This is a genomic window from Bradyrhizobium sp. 41S5 (assembly GCF_011516665.3).
Classification (GTDB): domain Bacteria; phylum Pseudomonadota; class Alphaproteobacteria; order Rhizobiales; family Xanthobacteraceae; genus Bradyrhizobium; species Bradyrhizobium quebecense.
In genome coordinates this window covers 2,083,139-2,100,183 of sequence record NZ_CP083721.1, presented here as the reverse complement: position 1 = coordinate 2,100,183, position 17,045 = coordinate 2,083,139, and the positions used below count along the sequence as shown (strand labels likewise).

12 protein-coding genes are annotated in these 17,045 nt (G+C 62.2%); 7 read left to right on the top strand and 5 right to left on the bottom strand.

Annotated features, from left to right (window positions below; genetic code table 11):
* Positions 1-49: 49 nt before the first annotated feature.
* Positions 50-2,371, bottom strand: a complete 2,322-nt coding sequence (locus HAP47_RS09920; RefSeq protein ID WP_173638409.1) for a molybdopterin guanine dinucleotide-containing S/N-oxide reductase — start codon at positions 2,369-2,371, stop codon at positions 50-52.
* Positions 2,372-2,816: 445 nt separating this feature from the next.
* On the opposite strand from HAP47_RS09920, the gene HAP47_RS41940 reads away from it, so the two are divergent.
* From HAP47_RS41940 to HAP47_RS09900, 4 genes are all read left to right on the top strand, one after another.
* Positions 2,817-3,863, top strand: a complete 1,047-nt coding sequence (locus HAP47_RS41940; protein WP_441299939.1) for a hypothetical protein — start codon at positions 2,817-2,819, stop codon at positions 3,861-3,863.
* Positions 3,864-4,007: 144 nt separating this feature from the next.
* Entirely contained in the window at positions 4,008-5,012 is a 1,005-nt protein-coding gene (locus HAP47_RS09910; RefSeq protein ID WP_173638410.1) for an ABC-three component system protein, read from the top strand.
* Positions 5,009-5,509 (top strand): ABC-three component system middle component 2, encoded by a 501-nt coding sequence (locus tag HAP47_RS09905; protein ID WP_173638411.1) that lies wholly within the window; start codon positions 5,009-5,011, stop codon positions 5,507-5,509. The genes HAP47_RS09910 and HAP47_RS09905 overlap by 4 nt, the downstream gene beginning before the upstream one ends.
* Entirely contained in the window at positions 5,506-7,389 is a 1,884-nt protein-coding gene (locus HAP47_RS09900; protein WP_173638412.1) for a hypothetical protein, read from the top strand. Before HAP47_RS09905 ends, HAP47_RS09900 begins: the two co-directional genes overlap by 4 nt.
* 394 nt (positions 7,390-7,783) lie before the next feature.
* Here HAP47_RS09900 and HAP47_RS09895 read toward each other — a convergent pair whose 3' ends face one another.
* Positions 7,784-8,290, bottom strand: a complete 507-nt coding sequence (locus HAP47_RS09895) for a hypothetical protein (RefSeq protein WP_173638413.1) — start codon at positions 8,288-8,290, stop codon at positions 7,784-7,786.
* Positions 8,291-9,076: 786 nt separating this feature from the next.
* Here HAP47_RS09895 and fabF point away from each other — a divergent pair.
* A complete protein-coding gene (gene fabF, locus HAP47_RS09890) occupies positions 9,077-10,339 on the top strand; it encodes a beta-ketoacyl-ACP synthase II (protein WP_173638414.1) in 1,263 nt (420 codons plus the stop codon).
* Positions 10,340-10,940: 601 nt separating this feature from the next.
* Here the strand turns inward: fabF and HAP47_RS09885 are convergent.
* Entirely contained in the window at positions 10,941-11,360 is a 420-nt protein-coding gene (locus tag HAP47_RS09885) for a TspO/MBR family protein (protein ID WP_371821807.1), read from the bottom strand.
* A gap of 403 nt (positions 11,361-11,763) precedes the next feature.
* A complete protein-coding gene (locus HAP47_RS09880; RefSeq protein ID WP_173638415.1) occupies positions 11,764-12,360 on the bottom strand; it encodes a TetR/AcrR family transcriptional regulator in 597 nt (198 codons plus the stop codon).
* Between the two features lie 94 nt (positions 12,361-12,454).
* On the opposite strand from HAP47_RS09880, the gene HAP47_RS09875 reads away from it, so the two are divergent.
* Together HAP47_RS09875 and HAP47_RS09870 are read left to right on the top strand one after the other, a co-directional pair.
* Positions 12,455-13,750, top strand: a complete 1,296-nt coding sequence (locus tag HAP47_RS09875) for an MFS transporter (RefSeq protein ID WP_173638416.1) — start codon at positions 12,455-12,457, stop codon at positions 13,748-13,750.
* Positions 13,751-13,852: 102 nt separating this feature from the next.
* Entirely contained in the window at positions 13,853-14,137 is a 285-nt protein-coding gene (locus tag HAP47_RS09870) for a GlsB/YeaQ/YmgE family stress response membrane protein (protein WP_173638417.1), read from the top strand.
* Between the two features lie 78 nt (positions 14,138-14,215).
* Here the strand turns inward: HAP47_RS09870 and HAP47_RS09865 are convergent, their stop codons facing one another.
* Complete coding sequence (locus tag HAP47_RS09865; RefSeq protein WP_173638418.1) at positions 14,216-16,999, bottom strand: UPF0182 family membrane protein; 2,784 nt, start codon at positions 16,997-16,999, stop codon at positions 14,216-14,218.
* Positions 17,000-17,045 lie beyond the last annotated feature (46 nt).

Below are 17,045 nucleotides of genomic sequence, written 5' to 3'. Positions count from 1 at the left end.
TGAGCATGATCTCTTCGGAAAACCGCTTCGCACTTTTCCGGATCATGCTCTACGCCGGATCGAACGCCCGGATCGGCGGCAAATTGCCGTTGAAACGCTCGACCTCGACGGTCGTCAGCTGGCCGGTGCAGCCCTGCGCGAAGGATGACGTGCCGGTGTCACGGGTCAGCACGTTCGGATTGCCGTGCACGCAGAGCGGCGCCTCCTCCTCGGGGTCCATCGGGTCATACCAGGCGCCGGTCGGCAGCTGCACCACGCCGGGCGCGATGCCGTCGGTGACATGCACCGCGGCAAGGCAGGCGCCGCGCGCGTTGAAGATGCGGATGATGTCGCCGTCGGCAATGCCGCGCGCCGTGGCGTCACGCGGGTTCATGCGCGCGACCTCGCGGCCGCGATGCTTGGCCCCTTGCGAGTGCCCGCCGAAATCGAGCTGGCTGTGCAGGCGCGTCACCGGCTGGTTGGCGACGAGAAAGCACGGCGCATCTGATGTCGGCGTGTCGGTCTTCGTGAGCCAGACCGGATGGCCCGGGCAGTCCGCATCGCCGTGGCTAGCGATCTTCTGCGAGAAGATCTCGATCCGCCCGCTCGGCGTCGGCAACGGCCGCGCGACCGGGTCTTCGCGGAAGCGGCGCAGCGAGCCGCCGTCGTCGAGATGTTGCGGCACGACCAGGCTGCCGCGCTGCCAGAATTCCTCGAAATGAGGGGCCTCGAGCCCGCGCGCGGCGAGCGCCTTGCGGGTCGGCTCGTAGAGATGTTCCAGCCATTGCCGCGACGTGCGTCCCTCGGTGAAGGGCTCGCGGGCCCCTAACCGGTCGGCGAGATCGGCGAATATCTCGTAGTCGTCGCGCGCGAGGCCGAACGGCTCGGCGATCCGGTGCATCGCGACCATCAAGGGATCGTTGCTGGAATAGCCGATGTCCTCGCGCTCCAGCGTCATGGTCGAGGGCAGCACGATGTCGGCGTGGCGCGCGGTGGCGGTCCAGGCCAGCTCGTGCACCACCAGCGTATCGAGCCGGGCAAAGGCCTTGCGCAGGCGATTGAGGTCCTGGTGATGGTGGAACGGATTGCCGCCGGCCCAATAGACCAGGCGGATATCCGGATAGGTCCGCGTCTCGCCGTTGTAGCGATAGGTCGTGCCGGGATTGAGCAGCATGTCGGCGATGCGCGCCACCGGAATGAAGTCGGCGACGCCGTTGCGGCCCTGCCCCAGCGTCGGTCCCGGCACGGCATTGACGCGACGCCCGTAATAGCCGATCGCGCCGAGCGAGTAGGCATAGCCGCCGCCGGGCAGGCCGATCTGGCCGAGCGCTGCCGCCAGCACCATGCCCATCCACACCGGCTGCTCGCCATGCTCGGCGCGCTGCAGCGAATGCGACACGGTGATCAGCGCGCGCCGCCCGGCGAGCCGCCGCGCCAGCGCCTTGATGGTGCCGGCGTCGATGCCGCAGATCGCGGCGGCCCATTCGGCGCTCTTCGGCACCCCGTCGGCCTCGCCCATGAGATAGCGCAGGAACACCGGCCAGCCCTCGGTGTAGCGATCGAGGAAGGCCTGATCGTGCAGGCCTTCGCCGACCAGGGTGTGGACGATGCCGAGCATCAGCGCGGTGTCGGTGCCGGGCACCGCCGTCAGCCATTCGGCGCCGGCCTCGACCGGCAGATCGTCACGCAGCGGGCTGACCAGGATGAACCGGCAGCCGCGCCGCTGCGCCGCTTCCATCGCGCCGCGCTCGACATGCTTGCTGATCGAGCCGCCGGCCACCATGGAGTTCTTCAGCGCCATGCCGCCGAACGCCAGCACGATGTCGGTCTCGGCTGCGATCTGCTCCCAGGTGACGTTGCGCTTGGTGATGTCCTCGTAACCGCCAAGGATCTGCGGCAGCAGCACCGAGGACGCACCCGACGAATAGCTGTTCACCGAACGCACATAGCCGCCGAGTGCGACGTTGAGAAAGCGATGCACCTGGCTCTGCGCGTGATGGAAGCGGCCCGCGCTCGACCAGCCATAGGAACCGCCGAACACCGCGCCGGGACCGAGCGTGTCGCGAATCCGCGAAAGCTCGCCGCCGAGCAGGTCGAGCGCCTGCTCCCAGCTGACCGGGACGAATTCATCGCGGCCGCGCCGATCGTCGGGACCCGGACCGCGCTCGAGCCAGCCGCGGCGGATCGCCGGCTGGGCGATGCGCGCCTGGTGACGCAGCGCGCCGGGGAAGTTGTTGATGATGCCGCTCGGATCGGGATCGCCGCCATAGGGCCGGACTTCGAGGCCGGCTTTGCCGAGCCGCGCCGAGAACACGCCCCAATGCGAGGTATGCGGCTTGAAACCATCGGACAGATCGAGGCCGGGATCGGGGTGGCCCAAGGTTTCACTCATCTCATCTCCTTCATCCGCAGGCCGGCGGTCCGGCCGCGCCTCGGTCGCAACGCTCCGGCCAGTATAATGATCCGATCGGCACGCGGTACCCGCCGGCCGGTTATCGCCCCGTGCCTTGCCGGCATGACTGCGGGTGATGGTGCCGGAACGCCCCGCCGCGGGGCGCGCCGCCAAAATATCGAAAACAACCCCATGCAAAGGAGCGGACGGCGGCCAGCGGTCGACGAGGCAACTTGACACGTCGGGCAACTCAGGGGTATCTTTCCAATATTCCGAAATCGTGAAAACACCCCCTTCGCCCGCACCAGCGGCCGCGCCGGGTGCGCTTGCGACCAAACCCTCCTCACAACCGACATCGCACCGGCGCCCGCAGCGAGCGATCGCCTGCGCGCGCGCCGCGCGCGTTCCTGGGACACGCGACATGACCACTGCACCCGACATCGCCGTGCCGACGACGGCGGCCGCAACCGATCGGACCCCCGCTGCCGCAACCCCGCGGATCAAACTCTCGCCGCGCGGCTACGCCATCGACCATCCCGATCCGAAACTCGGCGAACAGCTGATGGCGAACGCACTGGGCGTCGCCGATCGCGACGCGATGGAGGGCATCCTGCGGCAATTGGTCAAGGCCAGCGTGAACGGCGGCAAGGCCTGCAAGGTCAATCTCGCCTTCATGATCTCGATGGTGAAGAGCATCGGCCCACGGGATTCCGTCGAGGCCATGCTGGTGGCGCAGATGGTTTCGGTTCATGTGATGGCGATGCGCTGCGCCCATCACCTCGCGCATGCCGACGACCTCGCCCAGCACGACAGCGCCGCGCGGGCGCTCGGCCGGCTCACCCGCACGTTTCCCGCCCAGATCGACGCGCTGACCCGCTACCGCAGCCAGCGCGAGCCCGCCATCACCGTGCAGAACGTGAAGGTGGAGGACGGCGGCAACGCCATCGTCGGCAACGTCACCCAGCATGCGAACGTGATCGTATCGGACAAGCCGCCGGCACCCGCGGCGCGGGCACTGAGGCCCGCGGGCTCCAGCGACGGCATGATTGCGCCGATGCCGGGCAGGACGCGCAAACATGAGCGGTCACAGCGGCACGGCCGGCCCGATGCGGGCGAGCCCGCGCTGTGGCGCCAAAACCCGCTGCGGCGGTTCGTGCCGCGCACCGGCGGTGCACGGCAAGACGCGCTGCCGCATGCACGGCGGCGCAAAGGGATCCGGCGCGCCAAGGGCAAACCGGAACGCGCGCAAGCACGGCCTGTTCACCAGGGATGCGATCGAAGAGCGGAGGGAGATACGGGCGTTGTTGGGGGACGTCCGGAAGGTGCTGGAGGAGATGAAGTGATGTTGCGGCGGTGCGAGGAGATGAAGCCAAGGGTGGCGGTAGCGGACCGGATAGCCGTGAACCAAGGCCCCCGATCGTCGCCGCGGGATAGGTACGAGCTCAATCTTCATATCTATGAGCTGAGGGTTGAAGCTAGGAATTTCAGGTGACCAGCCGCACTGCATCGCAACAAGTCCTCCGGCGGTGATAGCTGCACCGTGGACAAGGGCCGACCATACACAACGCTGCATTGCATTGGGCATGCGGCTCTATATAGGTTAGATAACCCTTTTTCGGACTGCTTGACAGAATTGATGAATAGAAATCCGCCTGAGCGCCTTATCCTGTCCCTTCCCGATGATGAGCTTGAAAAATTTACCCGCAAGTGGGCGCTCCAAAAAAAGGGATACTTTGAGGTCGAGCGCTCTTCAGGTGCGGGCGACATGGGACGCGACGTTGTTGGGTATCTTACCAAAGCACGCCATGAGGGGGATTGGGACAACTACCAGTGCAAGCAATATGGCAAGCCCGTACCGCTCGGTACTGGTCTGCTCGAGCTTGGAAAAATCTTGTACTTCGCGAGCATCGGAAAGTTTACCGCACCCGTCAAATACTACTTTGTTGCCCCAAAGGGCGTCCAACGGACGCTACGGGACCTGATCTCGAAGCCAAGCGAGCTGAAGCAAGCGCTCATCGTTGGCTGGGGCAAGTACTGTTCCACCGCGATCACAAAGAAAACGAAGATTGCGCTTACGCCTGAGCTCAAGCAATTCATCGAAGCTTGGGATTTCTCCCGGGTTACAGTGCTCTCCATTGATGCCATTCTTGATGACGTTGCCAGCAAGGCCGTGATGGCAGAATGGTTTGGCAAAGATCCCGGACCGGCGCCTCGCGGCGCGGCCCCTTCGGAAATTGAACAGCGTGAAATGCCTTACATCCAGGCCTTGGTCGAGGCATACGGGGAACGCGACGGCCTCCCCTACGCCGGTCACGCGGCCGTGAAAACCCACGCAGACCACGGACCGCACCTCGACGTCCAAAGAGAGCGATTTTTTGATGCGGACGCTTTCTCGCGCTTTTACCGCGACAACACTATGTCCGAAGAGATCGAAGTTCTTAGAACGGACATGCTGCATGGCGTGTTCGACGTGCACCGAATCCCTCACGCCGACTCCCTCGCACGCGCTGATGCCGTCTTGGCACAAGCAGCGAACGTCCAGCCGTCTGGCGTGTTATCGCGTCATGCTCGAGTTCCAGTGAAGCAGGGTATTTGCCATCATTTCGTGAATGAAGGTCGGCTCACGTGGCGGAAGAAATGACTGATACTGGTTCCGACGAAACCGTGCCGCTGTTCAATAGCGCGCTTGAAACGGGCGTGCGTGCCGTCGTTATTCTCGACGCCGTTTACCCGCGGGCGTTTGATATCACTCACCTCGGATGGTGCGACCATCTCGTTGTTCACACGTCAGATATCGGAGGGCCTGTGAGCCTCCATCCTGATATTCCGCAGCGAACGGGCGAACTTCTGGTACGACGGCGCTTGGTAGAGGATGGAGTTCAGCTTATGCGGCGCCTCCACATGATCGACGCCGACGTTGGCGACGCCGGTATTCAGTTTAAGGCGAGCGAGGACGCGTCTGCCTTTGTGGAAACGCTCCGCACGGAGTATTCGCGTGGCTTGCGGTCACGCGCGAGATGGCTCGCGTCGTATTTGGAGGACAAATCCGACGCAGCCCTTGCAGCAATGATTGCCGAGCGTATCGGCCGTTGGGCGGTCGAATTTCAGGGAGAGGCCGGTAGGCCTAGTTCTCCATGAAAGGACATGTGCCGCGCATCGCTCTCTCGGGCTTGACGTTTACTGGTAAGGACAAAACGCCTGTTGGCGTTTCCTTGCAACCTAATCTAAACGTGCTATGGGGCGCGTCTAACACGGGCAAGTCCTTCACCGCAAAGACGATAGATTTTATGCTGGGGGGCTCCCGCGCCCTTCCGGATATCACCGAGCGCGATGGCTACGAGCGCGCCTGGCTCGCGTTGACGCTCCCTAAGTCCGGGCCATCCACGCTCGTTCGCGCCCTCGCCGGCGGGGCATTTGAATTACTATCCGGGCACGTTCTGGACTTTGATCCAAGAAATAAGGAGCGACGGAAATTGGCGGGCAAGCACAACGCTGCGCGCCCCGACAACGTTTCGCAGTTCTTATTGGGAGAGCTAAGCTTAGCCGGACAGCTCATCGCGGACGATGTGTATGGCCACAAGCGACCGTTAAGTTTCCGCGACCTCGTTCGATATTGCCTCGTTGATGAAGCATCAATCCAGAGCGAGACATCTCCCGCCGAATCCGGTCAATTCGTTTCGCCGACCGAAGAGCACAGCGTTTTGAAACTACTTCTCACGGGGCAAGACGATAGCGCGATCGAGACTGTGGTGGATCGAAAGACCTTTACGACGAAGACTAATGCAAAACTGGAAATGCTAGACGAGCTTTTGAAGGGAATTGCCGACGAACTGGCATCAGACTTTCCAAAGGCAGACGAGCTGCAAGAACAGAGCACACGCCTTGAGGAAACATTGGCCGCCGTGCAGCAGGAGGTTCAAGCTGCACAAGAATCGATTCGCGGCCTGCTGAGCGAGAAGAGCCGACTCGCGAAAGTTACTTTTCAGCGCGAACAGCGTCGCGCCGAGATCCAGATCAACTTTGGTCGGTTTGAGCAGCTCGAACTCGTCTACGCCTCCGACATAAAGCGCCTTGAGGCGATTGAAGAGGCCGGTTTCGTTTTAACACTTTCTGGAGATCAGCCCTGCCCGCTTTGCGGAGCCTCACCAGAGGATCAGACCCACTCACATGGCATGAACGATATCAAGCGCGCCCGCGCGGCCGCCAATTTCGAGATTGAGAAAATTCGCAAACAGCAGGGTGATTTGCGTTTGACTATCGAGGCTCTCAACTCTGAAGGCCTACAGATTGAGGAGGAGCTGGCGGTATTGGGATTGGAGCTGGAAGAGACTGAACGCGACCTCGGTCGTTTGGCTCCAGGCGCAGACGATAGCAAGCGAAAGCTCGATGACGTGCTATCCGTCCGAGACCGGGTGCGAAAGGGGTTGGATCTCTTAATGCAACAGAAATCGCTGGTTGAGCGGAGGGAGCAACTCGTAAGCGCGAAGCCCGCGTCGAAAGCCGACCGCCCGCAGCTTGGCGTGCCAAGCAGCGTGATGCACGACTTTGCACAGAAGGTCTCAGAGGTTTTAGCAGAATGGCAATTTCCCGGTAGGCGGCACGTTTCGTTTGACGACGGCGCCTATGACATGCGGATTGACGGTAAGCACCGGAAGGATAACGGGAAGGGTGTTCGTGCTGTCACGCACTCCGCTTTTAAAGTGGCACTTTTACTATTTTGCCAAGAGCGCGGGCTACCTCACCCGGGATTTTTGCTCTTAGATACCCCGCTGCTTACCTATCGCGATCCAATCAAGGGGCCTTTAGCAGCAGACGAGCAAGAGCTGAGTAACACTTCGCTGAAGGAGTTCTTTTTTGAGCACCTTTCGAAGGTTTCGAAAGGCAGTCAGATCATTGTAGTCGAAAATGTTGATCTGCCTTCGCAGATCGGAGCGCTTGCGCATGTTGAAACGTTTACGGGCGATCCCTCGAATGACCGGTTCGGGCTCTTTCCCAGGAATTTCACGCCGCGCGTTTGATCCCGACACTCGCTCTGGTCTCATCCTGGGCAGAACGTGGCATATTTTGCTTCTCGTGCAACATAGTCACGGCAACAGTGTACTCAATTTCCATTCTTAAAATGGTGCGATGTTACGGTGACAGTGCACTTAATTCCAGTCTCGAAATGGTCCGCGCGCGGCGGTGACGCGGTGCGGCTAGTCGAGGATCGCGATACGGACGAGGCAGGATGAGGATGATGGAAATAATGGTGTCAGGCATCAATTGAGTGCACTGTCACCGTAACTTGTAACTTGAGGATTTCGCGGCGCTACGTCACGCGGCGCCACTAGTCGGGCGCGACGGCATCATGCATTAGCTGAATGCACTGTCACCGCGGTTAGGTTGGCACATGAGCCCGCAACCGACGCCGTCTCAAGCTGAACCGGGAGGATGGGACCTTGCCCACTCAAAGCACTCTCGCTGGCAAGCGCTCAAAAATGCCTTCTCGTCAGTAACGTAATAGCCAACTCGTTTCGCGCCGCTTACGAACCCTCTTAAAGCCTCCTCACTAAGCTCACCGCTCGCTAGACCGCCCTGATTTACGCAGACTGCTGTTAGCAATGGAATGCCACGTGCGTGGCAAACGTCTAGCAAAATGTCGAGATGGCCGTGCGAGCCATTCATTGCGTGTCGAGCCAAATTCCACGGCACACCATTTGCCTCCGCTAGGTCGCCGTAGGTTGTGAAGCGCTCCGCAAAGGCCGCCTCATGCAGATGACGCAGGGACACCTCTATTTTCAGCCCGCGCGATTGCCGCTTTGCCCGCTCCTCCAAGAGTTTCTTGTAGAGGGCGTCGGCCGTGGCGCCCTTGCGTTCGTAGTTTCCTATCCACGTATCGATTTCATTGTCAGTCTTGGTCGTTAGATCGATCTCAGGCATGGCGCAGGCCCAGTTCCTATTCTAAATCGATCGAGTTCGCGATTACGGCTTAACAAACACTGGAAGGGCGCACCAAGGCGGCGGCCGTAGAAAAAAGCTAACGCGGCTGTGGCAAAGCTGCGCGGATGAGATGGTTGGTTGAGAGGAAGAGGCCGCCCAAGTTGGGACGGCCTCACTGGTAAAAAACTAGGCTTGAGAAAGAAGCTTCGTTTCCGCAAGTTCCCTCTCATCGCTAGCCGCAAGCTCAAGGACCATTTCGCCAAGCCTTTCGACCGGGATAGCGATCTTGCCCTCAAGCACCAGCGCGCCCAACTTACGGGTGGCAACGCCAAGTCTCTACTCCGCAGCACGCCGGCGTGTGCGCTCATCTTTCAACGCGCCGCGGGCCTCCGAAAGCCATTCGCGGTACTGATCTTTGGTCGGCTGAAGCATGTAACTGCCATATGTACGGGCCATGTTCTTCTCTCACAATTCCAGCACCCATCGCAGATATGGGAACGCGGGAAAGTTCCGAAAGGGGAGAATCATTGATTTGTCAGGGAGAGCAAGCCGGGACCGGCCAAATCAAAAGGTCTGAGGGAGAAATATTGGCGCTCCCTAGGGGGATCGAATCCCTGTTGCAGCATTGAGAGGGCCGCGCCCTAACCGCTCAATGAGAGCGAAGGCAACACCTTGACGTCCGGCTGGTCGAGCCAATAGATGATATACATCATATAACGACCCGACGCCCGGGCGGCTGCGACTCCCGGCCAAGCCGGCTCACCCGACGGGCGCGACAGGAGAACCATGCGTCGAATTGTCGTAACAGGCCTGGGGACGGTGTCCCCGCTGGGCTGTGGCACCGAACTGGTCTGGTCGAGGCTGCTTGCGGGGCATTCCGGGCTTACGGCATTGCCGGCCTGGGCAGCGGCGCTGCCGGGGCGCGTCGCAGGACAGGTCCCTGACAAGGCTGCGGATGCCGAGGGCGGTTTCGATCCCGATTCCGCGGCCCCGCGCAAGGACCAGAAGAAGATGGACCGGTTCATCCTGTTCGCGCTGCTGGCCGCGGCGGAGGCCGTAACGCAGGCCGGCTGGATGCCGGCCGAGGCGCTTGCCGAGGCGCGCACCGCGACCATAATCGCGTCCGGCATCGGCGGGTTTCCCGCGATCGCGGACGCGGTGCGCATGGCGGAGACGAGCGGGCTGCGCCGGCTGTCGCCGTTCACCGTTCCCTCCTTCCTGGCCAATCTCGCGGCCGGGCACATCAGCATCCGATACGGCTTCAAGGGTCCGATCGGCGCGCCGGTGACCGCCTGCGCGGCGAGCGTGCAGGCGATCGGCGATGCCGCGCGCCTGATCAGGTCCAATGAGGCCGACATTGCGATCTGCGGCGGCACGGAGGCCTGCATCGATCCGGTGAGCCTCGGCGGCTTTGCGGCGGCGCGGGCGCTTTCGACGTCGTTCAACGACACGCCGGCCCGGGCCTCGCGGCCGTTCGACCGCGACCGGGACGGCTTCGTGATGGGCGAAGGCGCGGGCGTGATCGTCATCGAGGAGCTCGACCACGCGCTGCGGCGCGGCGCCAGGCCGATCGCCGAACTCGTCGGCTACGGCACGACGGCGGACGCCTATCATATCACCGCGGGTCCCGAAGACGGCGACGGCGCCCGGCGCGCGATGGAGGCGGCGCTCCGGCAGGCCGGCTTGCGACCCGACCAGATCCAGCATCTCAACGCGCATTCGACATCGACGCCGGTCGGCGATCTCTCTGAACTCGCGGCCATCAAGCGCGTGTTCGGGCGTCAGGGGCGCGTTGCCGTCAGCGCGACCAAGTCGGCGACGGGACATCTGCTTGGGGCTGCCGGCGGCATCGAAGCGATCTTCACGATCCTGGCGCTGCGCGATCAGGTGGCGCCGCCCACCCTCAACCTGGAGAACGCCGATCCGGCCGCGCAGGGCATCGACCTGGTCGCGAACGTCGCGCGGCCGATGGCAATCGAATACGCGATCTCGAACGGCTTCGGATTTGGCGGCGTCAACGCCAGTCTCGTGTTTCGACGCTGGTCCTGAGCCGGCTGAGTGGCCTGGCGAGACAAAGAGGTTGCTCGCGTGACGGACGACGTATTCCCGCGGAACGTTCGCGGAGAAGAGCAACAGGTCGCAGGCAATCAGCAATCGATTTCAACAGCACGGGAAAAATCCCTCTGAAATTGTGGGAGCATGGTGGCGCTCCCTGAGGGATGCCAGGGGCGGCTTTTATTCCGTGTCGTGAGCGCATCAGTGGCGCACGAAACAAGCGCGATGGCGCGAAATCTTTTGACTGATTATGGGCCGGACGCTTTCGTAGAGCCCATGTTTAACGTGATAATTTCCCTTTTGATCATAGTAAGCGTCGGCATTCTCGTTGCCCACGCCATCGATGCGTTTCGGTCCTGATCGGTACAGGTGTTGCGGGTCGGCTTGGCGAAATCCGTGACAGCCGTGCCGGCCCCATCGGTCGGTGCATGAAGGCCACGATCGACGCAATCGACGCGCTGGACTTCGCTCGAAAACGCTCCATGGCGGGATGAAGTGAGGTTGAATCGGTTTGGCCACGGGTTCGGCTCACCTCTCCCCAGCGGGGAGAGGTGACCTTCGACGCGGCTCCAATTCAACTTGATCCCATCCCGCTCTAGTTCAACCGGACGAGCGCGAGGTTGAGCAGCGACGCAAACGCCACCCACAAAGCGTAAGGCGTGAAGATAAGGGCACTGATCTTGTCAACCTTCCACGTTGTGATCTGGAAGGTGACGATTGCAGACAAGAGGGCAACGATGACGGCAAGCGCAACGCCGGGCCGATGCAAGCCGAAGAATATCGGAGACCATGCGAAGTTCAGGGCCATCTGCGCCAGCCAAAGTCGCCAGCTGACGCGAGAGCCCTGCTCCCAAACACGCCAGCCCACAATGGCGATCAACAGATAGATGATCGTCCAGACGGGAGCGAACAACCAGTTGGGAGGGTTGAATGCGGGCTTGTTCAGGGCTGCATACCAAGCATCAGGTCTGTTCAGGTACCCGATCGCAAATCCGGCCCCGAGCACTGTCGCCACGAACAAGACCAGTCTTCCATACCTTATCATCGATCCATTATCCGCTCATCGCGTTTGCACGGCTGGCTCGAACAGCCGCCGTGCGGCCAAGACAGGTGCATCGCGATGCGTGACACGATAACTGCCCTTCCCAGACGTCCCGGTTGACGTGTAACGACTCGTTGAGGGGGTGTGGATCACCATTTTCTCGATATTATCGGCGACATGGCGATCCAGGAGTGTGCAAGCAGCGTTTCCCGCATGAAGTCAGGAGCGTCATCCGCGTCCTGATTTTCGCGCGATCTCGAACGGCTTCGGATCTGGCGGCGTCAACGCCAGCCTCGTGTTTCGACGATGGTCCTGAACCGGCCGGCTGTTCACCTCTCCCCGGCGCGGAGAGGTCGATTTGCGGCGCCGCTCAACGTCAACCCTTCGCGACGCCCGCATCGATCAGGAGCTTCGCCGCCGCGAGCGCCGACTGCGCCGGTCCCTCTTCCGACTGCTGGCCGGTGACGTAGATGCCTTCGATCAGCAGCAGCAGGGCGTCGCCGAGCACGGCGGGGTGACGCGCGCCCATGCCGGCTGCGAGCTCGCGCAGGCGCTTGCGGAACACCTTCTTGTGGGCTTCGGCGACCTGCCGCGCGGGATTGTCCCGCGCCGGATATTCCACGGTCGCATTGCTGAGGCCGCAGCCGCGATAGCCCTTGCGCACCGCGCGCGTCGACAGGTCACGAATGTAGGCGAGCACGTGCTCGCGCGCATCCGAATAGGATTTGCCGCCGGGCTTCTCGAAATCCTCCCAGAAGGCCAGGTCGTAATCGCGCATATAGGCGGCGGCGAGATCGTCCTTGGACGCGAAGCTGCGATAGAGGCTCGGCTTGGTGACGCCGGCCCGGTCGACCACCTCGTCGACGCCGACGGCGCGGATGCCCTCGCGATAGAACAGCTCGCGCGCGGAGGCGCGGATCCGGTCGGCGGCGCGCACGGGGCGTTCCGCAGACGGCTCGACGGTTTTCTTCATGACGGCTCCCTCCGGGTTTTGCACGCCGCACGCTTGACAATGTTACTTACCGGTACGTATACACGCCGCATCGCAATACGTACCGGTAAGTAACATGCCCGATGCCTCCATTCAACCCGCCCCCGTGTCGAGACGGCCGTTCGGCCAGAACTACGCCTTCGTCGTCGTCGCCGTGATCTTCCTCGCGCTGCTCGCGTCAGCCGGCCTGCGTTCAACGCCGGGCGTGCTGATGCTGCCCCTGCAAAAGGCCTTCGGCTGGGATGTCGGCTTGATCTCGTCGTCGGCCGCGGTCGGCATCTTCCTCTATGGCCTCGCGGGCCCGTTCGCGGCGGCCGTGATGCAGCGCGTCGGCATCCGCCGCACGGTGCTGGGCGCGCTCGTGCTGATGTCGGCCTCGACCGGCGCCAGCTATTTCATGACCGCGCCGTGGCAATTGTTCATGAGCTGGGGACTGCTCTCCGGCATCGGCTCGGGCGCGGTCGCCAACGTGCTCGGCGCCACCATCGTCAATCGCTGGTTCACCACCAATCGGGGCCTCGTCATGGGGCTTTTGACGGCGTCGACCGCGACCGGCACGCTGATCTTCATGCCGGGCCTCGCGGCGCTGGTGGAATGGGGCGGCTGGAAGCCGGTGGTGCTGACGGTGGCCGCGTGCTGCGCGGCGCTCGTTCCGCTGGTGTATTTCCTGGTGCCGGAGCGGCCGGCGTCGGTCGGCCTGCGCTCGTTCGGCAGCCCGCACGAGGATCATGCCGCGCCGCCGGCTGCGGGCAACCCGTTCACCGCCGCATTCAGCAATCTCGCGCGCGCCGCGAAGACGCGGGCGTTCTGGTTCCTGTTCGCCACCTTCTTCATCTGCGGCTTCACCACCAACGGGCTGGTCGGCACCCATCTGATCGCGTTCTGCGGCGATCACGGCATCGTCGAGGTGCAGGCGGCGAGCCTGCTCGCGCTGATGGGCTTCTTCGACCTGTTCGGCACCACCTTGTCGGGCTGGCTCACCGACCGTTTCGATCCGCGCAAGTTGCTGTTCTTCTATTACGGGCTGCGCGGCCTGTCGCTGATCTACCTGCCCTACTCGGATTTCTCGCTGGTCAGCCTGTCGGTATTCGCGGTGTTCTATGGTCTCGACTGGATCGCGACCGTGCCGCCGACCGTGCGCATCGCCAACGAGGCGTTCGGCGACAAGAACGCACCGCTGGTGTTCGGCTGGGTGGTCGCAGGCCATCAGCTCGGAGCCGCCTGCGCCGCGTTCTTTGCAGGCTTCATGCGCTCGGCCCAGGGCGATTATCTGCAGGCCTTCATGATCGCAGGCTTGACCGGCATCGTCGCCGCCGTGCTGTCACTGATGATCACCCGGCGGCCGGCGCGACAGGTGCTGGTCGCGGCGTGAGGACGCGCTGGAAGGACCGAGCGCAAGTGAAACCGTCGACCATGACGGAACCATTGGTCGCAGTCAGCATTACTCATCATCATCTTACGGGAAGGCAACGTCATGCATCTCTCCAATCAAGGTCTGCTCGTCATCCTGGTGGTCGGCGTCGTGGCCGGTTGGTTGGCAGGCAGGGTCATGGCGGGCGGCGGCTTTGGCCTGATCGGCGACCTGCTCGTCGGTCTGGTCGGTGCGTTCATCGGTGACTGGCTCATGCCGCAACTCGGTATTCACCTTGGTGTCGGCATCGTTGCCCTGATCATCAACGCCTTCATCGGAGCCGTTGTGCTTCTGCTGATTCTGCGATTGATCGGGGGCGGTTTTGGTGGCAGGCGCCGCTGGATTTGACGATGCTTGCTGGCGACTGGCTCGCGCGATCCCGAGCAGGAACGCGCGACGCTCTGCGCTCTCAATTCCCCTAGGCCATTAGTGGCCGACGGAGCGTCGGTTCATTTCCTCCAGGGGCCCGCGCAGGGCATCGAACTGCGCGCCGAAACCTTTCAGGTCTCCGGCCTTCAATCGCTCCACCGCCTGATTGTAGCGATCGAGCGCCTGCTGCGCCGGGCTCGCCGCCCCGCCCGCAGGGGACACCGCTTCCGTTGCGTTTGAAACGGCCGGCACCGCACCAGGCTCTGCGAACAACGCGGCCAGGGCATCGGCGAGCGTCTCCTTCATCACGACATGCTCACCGTAGGCTGCGATCACCCGCTTCAGCTCCGGCAGGTGTCCAAGCTCGGCGCGCAAATAGAGCGGCGAGACATAAAGGATCGAGTTCTCGATCGGGATCACCAGCAGGTTCGCACCGCGTATCACCCGCGAGCCCATCTGATTCCACAGCGTGAGTTGTTGCGAGATCTCGGTATTCTGATTGATCCGCGCCTCGATCTGAAACGGCCCGTAGACAAGTTTGTCCTTGGGGAACTCGTAGACGATCAGTTTGCCGTAGTCGGGCGCGTCGCAACGCGCAGCGAGCCACGCGATCATGTTGTCGCGACGGCTCGGTACCATGGGAAGCATCAGGAAGAACTCGGCCTGCGGCTCGCCGGGCAGCCGCATGATGATGTAATAGGGGGTCATCACCGAGGTGCCGTCACCGCCCGGCTGTCGCGGAAACTGCCAGAAGTCCTCGCGGTTGTAGAAAGTTTCGGCCTGCTCCATGTGGTAGGTTTGATACAGCCGCGCCTGAATCAGGAACAGATCCTCCGGATAGCGTATGTGCTTCTGCAAATCCGCCGGCATGGCCGTGAACGGCTTGAACAGGCTCGGAAAGATGCGCTGGTAGGTCGCTGCAATCGGGTCGCGTGGGTCGATCAGATAGAAATCGACAGTCCCGTTATAGGCATCGACGACAATTTTCACCGAATTCCTGATGTAGTTGAGATCGAGCTCCGGCACAGGCTGCGCGGAGGGGAAATAGGAGCTCGTGGTGTAGGCATCCAGCATCCAGAACATCCGCCCGTTGCTGATGATCAGATACGGATCATGATCGAGCCTGAGAAATGGAGCGATCGTGCGCACCCGCTCCCGGATATTGCGCCGGATCATGATCCGGCTGTCGGCCGTAATGTAGCTTGAGAGGACCAGGTTCGCGTCATTGAAGTAGTAGGCGAACAGCGTTCTCCATCCCAATGGTCCGATCGGAACACCGCCACTGCCGTCATAGGCCGCATAGACGTTGTCTTTCCCCTTCGGATAATCGAACTCCGGGATGCTGGCCTTGACGATGACGTAGTCGTCGCTCTCTTCGCCGTAGTAGATGCGCGGTTCCTCGATCTTGGGACCGCCTTCCGCAACGGGCGGAATATCGCGCAAATAAAAGAACGGCAGTCCTTCCGTGCTCTTGCGGGTGACCGGGCTCATCACCGCGCCGTTGCCATGCGTAAACAGAACGTGGCGGTTGACCCACGTCTGGGCGTTTGCCGGCAACAGCGAGGCCCGCAGTTCGCGGGCCGAGAGCATCACGCTCTGGTAGGAGCCGTCGAGCCAATAGCGATCAACGTCAAGATCGTGGAATTTGTAGTAGGTACGGATCTCCTGCAGCTGCGCGTAGGTGTCCGACAGCGGCAGCCAATCCCATAGCCGTATATTGTCGATGGTGGCCTTGTTCGCTTCCAGCGTCTTGAAGGTCAGCCGCTGTTCGGCGGCAAACGGCTTGGCTGCGATCCGGTCGAGATTGTAGGCCTGCCTGGTGAGCGCGATGTTGCGTTCAATGTACGGCTTCTCCAGCTGCAACTCCGTCGGTTTGACGACGAAGTGCCGGAACAGCGAAGGGACGAGGCTCGACAGCACGACAGAGCCGGCGCCGACGAGGATGAACCCGGCGGCAAGAAGCCGGTAGGTGCGGGCGCGCAAATTGGCCCATGCCATGAACGCCGCGATGATCGAAAGCCCGATCATCAGCCACAGAGCCGGCAGCCCCAGATGGACATCGGTGTAGCTTGCCCCGACCACGACACCATTGTCGGCGTAGAGCAGCAGATAGCGGTCGAGACCATAGGACCAGGCCTTCACCGCGAACAGAAGGCCAACCAGCGCCGAGCCATGCGCGATCACCGTCGGCGAGATTGATCGGTTGTGGACGTCGTACGCGATGTCGCCGCGCGCCCAGTAGATCGCTCCGGCAAACAGCGCGCTCAGGACGATTGCGAGCAGCATCCAGTTCTTGATCGCGAGATAGGCGGGTAGCGCAAAGAGATAGAAGCCTATGTCTTTGTTGTAGAGCGGATCCTCCGCGCCATAAGGCACGTGGTAGAGAAACTGCAGGAAGATGCCCCAATTGCCGGCTTCGTCTGCGGCAACCAGCACGCCGAGCAAACCCGCACCGAGCGCGATAAACCACGGCCGTGTTAGTCGATCGCGCAGCATTGCGGACAGATCCGGCGGCGGCGCAACACCGACCACCTTCCACGGGGCGGCCGGAATCTGTCGCGGCTGCTGCATGGCAAACCGCGCCGCGAGCACTCCGTTCAGCCAGAGGACGACGGCGGTCGCCGCCAAGACCGCGAAAAAGACGGTCGCCTTAGAGCCGATCGCCGTCAGGAAAACCTCGAGATAACCGATCGAGGAAAACCACAGCCAATCGACGAGGAAGTCGCTCGCGAGCGAGAGCAGGACCAGGCAAATCGTGATGACGACGGCCGCAACGATCAGCCTGACCACGCCACTTTGCCGTGGTGCCTTCGGGCCGGGTCCGGTAATCCCGATCGTCATGGCTTGATCATAGCGGAAACGAGGGACGCTCGCCGCTTGATTCGTG